The sequence below is a fragment of the Protofrankia sp. Cj3 genome (assembly GCF_917627355.1).
Lineage (GTDB): Bacteria > Actinomycetota > Actinomycetes > Frankiales > Frankiaceae > Protofrankia.
Genome location: NZ_CAKJTR010000157.1, coordinates 4,653 through 11,596 on the forward strand (window position 1 = coordinate 4,653; position 6,944 = coordinate 11,596).

The 6,944-nt window shown below is 67.7% G+C and carries 4 protein-coding genes and 2 pseudogenes; 3 read left to right on the forward strand and 3 right to left on the reverse strand.

Annotation, left to right across the window (positions count from 1 at the left end):
- Window positions 1–128: 128 nt before the first annotated feature.
- The gene (locus MJ783_RS18110; RefSeq protein ID WP_239311848.1) at window positions 129–2,507 is read right to left on the reverse strand and encodes an N-6 DNA methylase; all 2,379 of its coding nucleotides are present in this window, start codon (window positions 2,505–2,507) and stop codon (window positions 129–131) included.
- A 418-nt stretch (window positions 2,508–2,925) separates the two neighbouring features.
- Between MJ783_RS18110 and MJ783_RS18115 the strand changes: the two genes are divergently transcribed.
- Window positions 2,926–3,216, forward strand: a complete 291-nt coding sequence (locus MJ783_RS18115; protein WP_239311850.1) for a nucleotidyltransferase family protein — start codon at window positions 2,926–2,928, stop codon at window positions 3,214–3,216.
- 19 nt (window positions 3,217–3,235) lie between these two features.
- A pseudogene (locus MJ783_RS18120) lies at window positions 3,236–3,576 on the forward strand (DUF86 domain-containing protein).
- A gap of 169 nt (window positions 3,577–3,745) precedes the next feature.
- On the opposite strand, the gene MJ783_RS18125 reads toward MJ783_RS18120, so the two are convergent.
- Both MJ783_RS18125 and MJ783_RS18130 read right to left on the reverse strand, forming a co-directional pair.
- Complete coding sequence (locus tag MJ783_RS18125; RefSeq protein ID WP_239311852.1) at window positions 3,746–5,107, reverse strand: hypothetical protein; 1,362 nt, start codon at window positions 5,105–5,107, stop codon at window positions 3,746–3,748.
- A 301-nt stretch (window positions 5,108–5,408) separates the two neighbouring features.
- Window positions 5,409–5,657 (reverse strand): annotated as a pseudogene (locus tag MJ783_RS18130) (integrase core domain-containing protein); the annotation flags it as partial.
- A gap of 286 nt (window positions 5,658–5,943) precedes the next feature.
- On the opposite strand from MJ783_RS18130, the gene MJ783_RS18135 reads away from it, so the two are divergent.
- The gene (locus tag MJ783_RS18135) at window positions 5,944–6,693 is read left to right on the forward strand and encodes a transposase (protein WP_239311855.1); all 750 of its coding nucleotides are present in this window, start codon (window positions 5,944–5,946) and stop codon (window positions 6,691–6,693) included.
- Window positions 6,694–6,944: the final 251 nt, after the last annotated feature.

Consider the following 6,944-nt stretch of genomic DNA (forward strand, 5'->3'; position numbering starts at 1 on the left):
CCCGCCGGACAAGCAGCCGGAGGCCATCCGCCTCGTGATCGAGCAGATGGAAGCTATGGCACCCCGATACGTCACGGGATAGCAGCCGTCGATCAGGTCGGGCCGGTACTGGATCCGTTTGAGTAGCCTCACACAGCGTTTCTGACCGTTGCCGGGAAAGGCTCACTGACCACTGATGTGCCAGGTCGTGCCGCGCCGGCGATGGAGTGGTCCGCGAGCAGGTCTCGAAGGCGGGTGACGACTTCCCCGATCCGCTGGCTGATCTCGCTCACCTCGTCGCACTTGGCGAGATAGGTGATGAGGGCGTCGGTGTTATGGGGTGGCCGCGGGATGGTCAGGCGGCGGAGGCTGTCGGCGCTGAGGGCACGGACCGTCGCGCCGACGCTCCGCCGGGCCAGGATGTCCTGAACCAAGTGGGTGCCGAGGTAGTAGTAGAGGTAGTCGGCCGAAAGCCAGTCCGCGGTCGGCCGCAGTCTGATCAGCGCGGTTCCGAACGCCCATCCCTCGTGGTCGGGCTCCACTATGGCTCGGTGGCCGCTGTCCCCGATCCGGCTGTAGACGATGTCTCCTGGCTGCAGCAAGTACTGGGCCAGATCCTTCCGGGCCGCCGCGCGGTCGATCATGTAAAGGTCGTCGGTCGCGATGCGGTGCTTGTTGATGTCGGGAGGTCGAAGTAGCGGGACCGCGTCCGACTCGCGGCTTCGAGGAAGATATTTTCGGCCGGATGGCCCGGTCTTCACATCGCATATGGTCCCGAGCTCGCAGGATCCCCGGCTGTCCGCTGCCGACGAGTCCGGACCTAGTTCCGTGAGAAGACGGCGAAGTGTTTCGCGAGCGTCCGCGACCCGGTGGTTGAGTTCCTCAAGCTCCTCATGAAGGGCATGCGCCGTCACGGTGACACTCTCGGTGGCGGACGCGAACTGCGGAACCATCGGGAGATACAGCCTCGGTTCCAACCGGTAGTCCAGCTGCCCAATCTTTTGCACGGTTGCGGTGGCAGTGACGCCGTCCACCGGGACGTACTGTCCGGGTGGGCTGGCCGCCCATGTCTGGTAGGCGCCGACGATCGTGGCATGGGCCGCGTCGCTGAGCTGATGGCGCCGGTCGTGGGCGACCGCGCCTGTCTCCAGGCGGGTTGCGTCGATGAACAGCACCTCGTCGCGGCAAGGGCGGGTACGGCGATCGAGCACCCACAGGCTCACTCCGACGGGACTCTCGGAGAACAGCTTCGCGGGTAGCGCGATGACACAGCGGACGATTCCCGCGTCCACCATGTCACCACGGATCCGCTGCTGCTGCGGCTTGGTCTTCGCAGCGGCGCTGGTGGGCATGATGACAGTCGCCCGACCACGCTCGTCGAGCACGGACAGGCAGTGCTGCAGCCAGGCGAGATTGCCATCGTCCCGTGGCGGCTGGCCGAACTCCCATCGGTCGCTGCGGACGAATTCCGCGCCCCAATCCTTCTGATTGAACGGCGGGTTGGTCAGGACGACGTCAAAGCTTCCGAGCAGTCCCGTGCCATGATGGCGTAGCGCGTTTTCGGGCCCGGGGCCCAGATCGGCGGGCAGGCCGTGGATGGCGGCGATCAGCTTCGCCATCCGCCAGGAGTGTGCGCCGCGGGCCTGACCGTGCAGGACCTGCTCGGGCTCGCTGGTCTCGGCACGTCCGGTCCGGGCCCGCAGTCCAGCGGCGATCAGCAGCTCCCCGGAGCCGCAGCAGGGGTCGTAGATCCGCTCGCCGGGACGCGGCGCCAGCAGATCGGCGACAAGACGGGCGACGGTGGGCCGGGTGACGAAGTCGGACCCCGGGCGCCTGCGTTCCTCCGCGTCTTGGTCGAGCACGTACTGGCTGACGACCGGCCCGATCTCCGCCTCCGGTACGCCCGCTCCCGGCAGTGTGCCGAGCGCGTTCTCGATGGCCCCGGCCAGATGCAGGATCCGCGGTTCTGGCGGCAAGCTGCCGAGAACGTCACGAAGCACATCCCAGAGCCCGGCGGAGTGAACGTGCTGGGCCTTCATCATCGCCTCAAGCTGAGCGATGTCCGCGCCCTGCGCATAGGAGCGGCGCAGCGCGGCCCAGCCTTCGGGATCTGCCTGACGAAGATAGGCTAGGGCCAGCAGGCGCTCCGCCCGGGTTCCGGTGCTTGCCGAATCCCACATCGTCGAGAGCTGCTGCCACAGCGGCGACAGCAGCCGTCTGGACGCGGCCCCGTGGCCCGCACCGGAGGCCGCCGCGTCTGCCGGGGGCAGCCGCAGGCTCTCGCGGAACCGGTGACCGAACGTCGACCCCGATGTTTCGTCCGGCCGTCGACGCGGGCGATCGATCGTATGCGTGTCGAGCCAGATCGCGACCTCGACCGCCGCGAACCGCTGCGGGCTTGATCGACCTACCGGGTGCGGGAAGTTCGTGTACCGCCGCGCCCAGTTACTGACCGCCTGCGTCGTCACGCCGGCTGCTGAGGCGATCTCCTCCCGGGTCACGAGCTGTTCGGCCCCTTCACCGGTCATCCTTGGTCACCCCGTCGGGAGTGCAGCAGCCGAGCCAGCCGGCGCGTGCGGGCGTCGCTGCCCACCACCCAGCTCAGGAACCCGATGAGAGTGGCAGTGACGAGCACAACCGCCACCGAGCCCGGCAGCGACGGGCTCCATCCAAGACCCAACACGACCGGAGCGGCTCGAGGCAGCCGCCCATCCCCCCAGGGCCATCCCGGCAGTTTCCACGGCGGCCAAGGCCGCCCCGCACCCGTTGATCTCATGGCGGCAACGTTCGCAGACGTCCCCTGCCGCAATCAAGTGCGTAGTTCGCTTACGCCCTAATCTGTTTCATCGGCACACACAGGACGCCGCCGGGCGTCGCGCTGTGAACGCGCGTGAGGCGGTGCCGCAGTCGTGCGGTCGTGGCCTGTCTGGGGGCGATAATGGTCGGGTGACCGTCGACCTGCGTGACAGCCGGATTGCTGAGGTGTGCCGGCGCTACGGCGTCGCCGAGCTGTCCGTTTTCGGCTCGGTGGCGCGCGGCGACGACATCGGTTCCTCAGACGTCGACCTGCTGTATGTGCTGGCGTCCGACTCGACGCTTGGCTTCGAGATCGTCGATCTCCGAGACGAGCTCGAGAAGATCGTCGGACGTCGCGTCGACCTGGTGCCCAAGTCCCGGCTGAAGTGGGTCATCCGCGATCAGGTGCTCGCGGAGGCGAGGGTCCTCTATGCGGCGTGACGAGCTGTATCTCGTCGACATGATTGAAGCGACGGCGACCGTGACGACATTCGTCCAGGACATCGATGAGGCCACGTTCGCAGCGACCGACCTGATCCAGAGTGCTGTTCTCCAGAAGCTGCTGATGATCGGCGAGGCGGCCGGGCGAGTCTCATCCGGGATCCGCGCGCGCTGGCCGGATGTGCCGTGGCGATCCGTACAGGCTTCCGCAACATCGCCGTCCACACATACTTCGACGTCGACTGGTCAATCGTGTGGCGTATCGCCGCGACCGCGCTGCGCGAACTTCAGGAGCAACTGACAACGCTCCTCAAGACGGAGTTCCCGCTCGTCGCCAGCCAACTCGACCAGCCGCACTGACCACGGGCACATCACCCTGGATCCGGAACCGCCGGAAAGTCGACAGTCCCGGGCGGATCGGGGTTGTGAGACCCCACCCGGTCGGGGTCGAGACGAACGCGGCCGAACCCGGTCCCGACAGGGGTCGGGGACCGGGTCCGGCCGCAGGTGAGCGCCTACCTAGTGCTGGCTACTTGAGGGCGACGCCTCCGGAGTTGCGGTAGGCGATCGTCTTGTTGATCAGGTTGCCACCGTCGGTCTCGGGCGTGGTCTGTTCGGACCATCCCGCGCCGAACAGCAGGGCCGCGACATGGGCATCGGCCACCTGGGTCATGTGCGAGAACAGCCAGTCCACCTTGTCGTCCTGGTAGTGGCTGGGCGTGTTGTTCTGCGCCATGTTTCCCACCGGGATCTGCCACAGCAGCACCGGCTTGCCGACCGCCTCGGCCATCGTCTTGTAGAAGCTCAGGGCGGTGGCGGCCTTCTGGTCGGTCCAGAAGGTGTCCTTGCCCCCGTGCGCCGGCTGGGCGTACCAGCCCGCGTCCCGGTCGGAGATGTCGGTGACCAGGAAGTCGCCGGCGTTGGCGCCGAGGTCGACGTAGTCGCTCTTGCACTTCTCGATGTTGCTCTGCCAGTCGAAGCAGGACATGTGCAGGCCCACGCCGGCGTTCGGCGCGTACTTACGGGTCATCGCGATCATGCACTGGGCCAGGCCCGAGGCACTGTTCTCCTGGGAGCCGCAATCGGTCGAGTTCGCCGACCTCACCTGCGCCGGAACCTGGTGCAGATTGCCCAGCGATCGGGCGAAGCCCCAGAAGTCCGGCTCAAGGTCGATCAGGTCCCGCGACGTGCCGATCTTCTGCAGGAAGAACCGGTAGTCGTTCAGGTACTTGCCGAGCAGGTCGGCGTTGTTGATGACCTTGACCTCGTCCGGGCCCTCACTCAGGCCGGCCATACCTGCGACGTCGATCAAGGAGTACCAGTCCCAGACCATCCCCTGCGGGTGCGCCTTGCCCTGGTAGGTCGCCTTGGCCACGGAGTTCTCGCGCACGATGATCTGAGTACCGGGTGCGGTGGTGGGGCCGGTCCAGCACCCCCACCAGTTCGACCATGCCGAATCGCAGCGCGCCGCCGTGTACGCGGCCGGCGTAGGTGCGGGCTGGCTGTGCACGTAGCTGTACTGCAGGTCGAACGGAGCGGCGGACATCGAGGCGTCGGACATCGAGCCGCCGACCAGCACCGTGCTGCTGCCCATGAAGGTCTTGGTCGAGCTGCCGCTACTGGTGGGCGACGCCCCGCCCGGGGTGCTACTGGCAGCCGAGGAGGCCGACGAGGAGGCCGATGGTGTGGTAGCGGGCTGCGTGGTTACCGACGAAACCGTCGGCGTCGGCGTCTGCGAAGGGCTAGCCGCGGACGCGGGCACCTTGATCGGGTTACACGCGGTGGCCACGCAGAGCGTCATGCCAATTCCGAGCATGACCGCGGCGGGCCGCCGGGACTGCGATGGTCGAGCTGCGGCACGGCGTCGTCGCGCGAGGGCGGACAGGGGCATGAACTCTCCGTTGTCGTGTCTACGCGACCGCGAGGTCGCACGGGTTGGGCCCCCAGCCGTTGCGACCCTAATGACAACCTTTGGCGCATGTCTACATCGATGCCCGAGTTGTTACCACCTTGAGCTGATGTAGGTGCCTCGTCGACGGTCGTGGCACCGTCATGAGACCACGGCCCTGCGGCGTCGACCCGGCCCGTGCCGACCGCGTCCTGGCCGCCGATGCTGGGGTGCGCGGGACGGCAAGCTACCTGCCCGTACCCTGAAGGGCGCAAGTATGCGATCTCGCTGGTCAGGTGCTTGATCAGGCGGCTCGTTGATATTCGTGGAGGAGGCTGCCGAGGTGATCGACGCGTCTGATCGGGCCGCTCGGATCGCCGGCTGAGGCCGGCCGATCGGGCATGTCGAGGGCGAGGCCGTGGTGGGGCCGAGCGGTGTTATGGTGCTCGATGTAGATCGACAGGATCTGTTCCGCGTGGCGCCGATTCCAGATCAAGGTCCAGTCCAGGTACTCGGCGCGGACGGTGCGCACCCAACGTTCGGCGAAGGCGTTCGCGCGCGGCGCCTGAAACGCTGGACTGCGACTCGGCCGACGTGGAGGTCTACGGCCGTCAGAAGCGCGGTGTCGCCTATACCCACGACGGGAAGAGGGCCGGCCGGCCGTTGCTGGTCAGCTGGGCGCGTACCGGGCTGACGCTGGCGGCCCAGCTGCTCGCCGGCAACCAGGACCCGCGGCCGTTCGTGACCGCCCTCATGCGTCGGGCGTTGGCGGTGCTGCCTGATGCGGTGTGCGCGCCGCCGCTGTTCCGGTGTGACAGCGCTTCTTCTCGGCCGGCTTCATGCATGCCATGGTCGCCGCCGGCGGCGACTTCGCGATCGCCGCGCCGCGCAGCCAGACGCTGTGGCGGGCGTATGCCGCCATCCCCGAAGACCGGTGGGTCGACGCCCGCGATATGCGCGGCGCGCAGGTCGCCGCCTGCGACTACGCCCCGGCCGGTGCCCCGGCCGGTGCCCCGGCCGGCACCTACACGATCGTGCGACGGGTGAAGGTCCGCGCCGACGAGGTCTCCACCGACCCGCGCTCCCGGCTGCGACGCACGATCCCGACCGGCCAGCTACAACTAATGCTCGACGGCGTCGCCGACCACGGCTGGGCCGTCAGCTTCCTCGTCACGAACATCCCCGCCGACGAGCCCGACGGGATCGTCGCCCTCGAGTGGTGGTTCCGCGGCCGCGCCGACGTCGAAACAAGGATCAAGGAACACAAGCTCGGCGCGGGACTACGGCACCTGCCCTCCGCCGACCCGACGATCAACCGGGTCTGGATGTGGGCGGCGATCCTCGCCGGCTGGATCTCCGCGTTGCTGCAGGCCATCACCGGCTACGACCAGCACACCGGCCGCGCGCACGCCCCGACCCTGCCAATCCCCGGTGGCCTCGCCCCGCGCCAGACCCATGAATCCAGGACCACGCCAGGACACCACAGAACCCGGCCAGGCCAGGCGTGTCATCCCTCATCTGCCCACAGCACGTCATGTTGTGAACACACACCGCGACGGCGCGGGCTCCCCGGCAAGCCGGACCGGTGAACACGAGGGCCGCAACGTCCGACAACTCAAGAACCGCCAGCGTCGAGGGTATCTGTCCGGAAAAGCCGGAACCCGTCGACGCGGGGCGCAGAACAGGCCAGTGTTCAACGATCTGCTGGAAAAGCATGTGTCGCCTTGACCGCTTGATTCCGCCCGTTCCTTCTGGCGGGCCAGATAGCGCCGTGGATCCCACCGGCCCTCGAACTCGGCGAGGCTGAACAGCCGGACCCGCCGTCGCCGTGCTTGGCGCA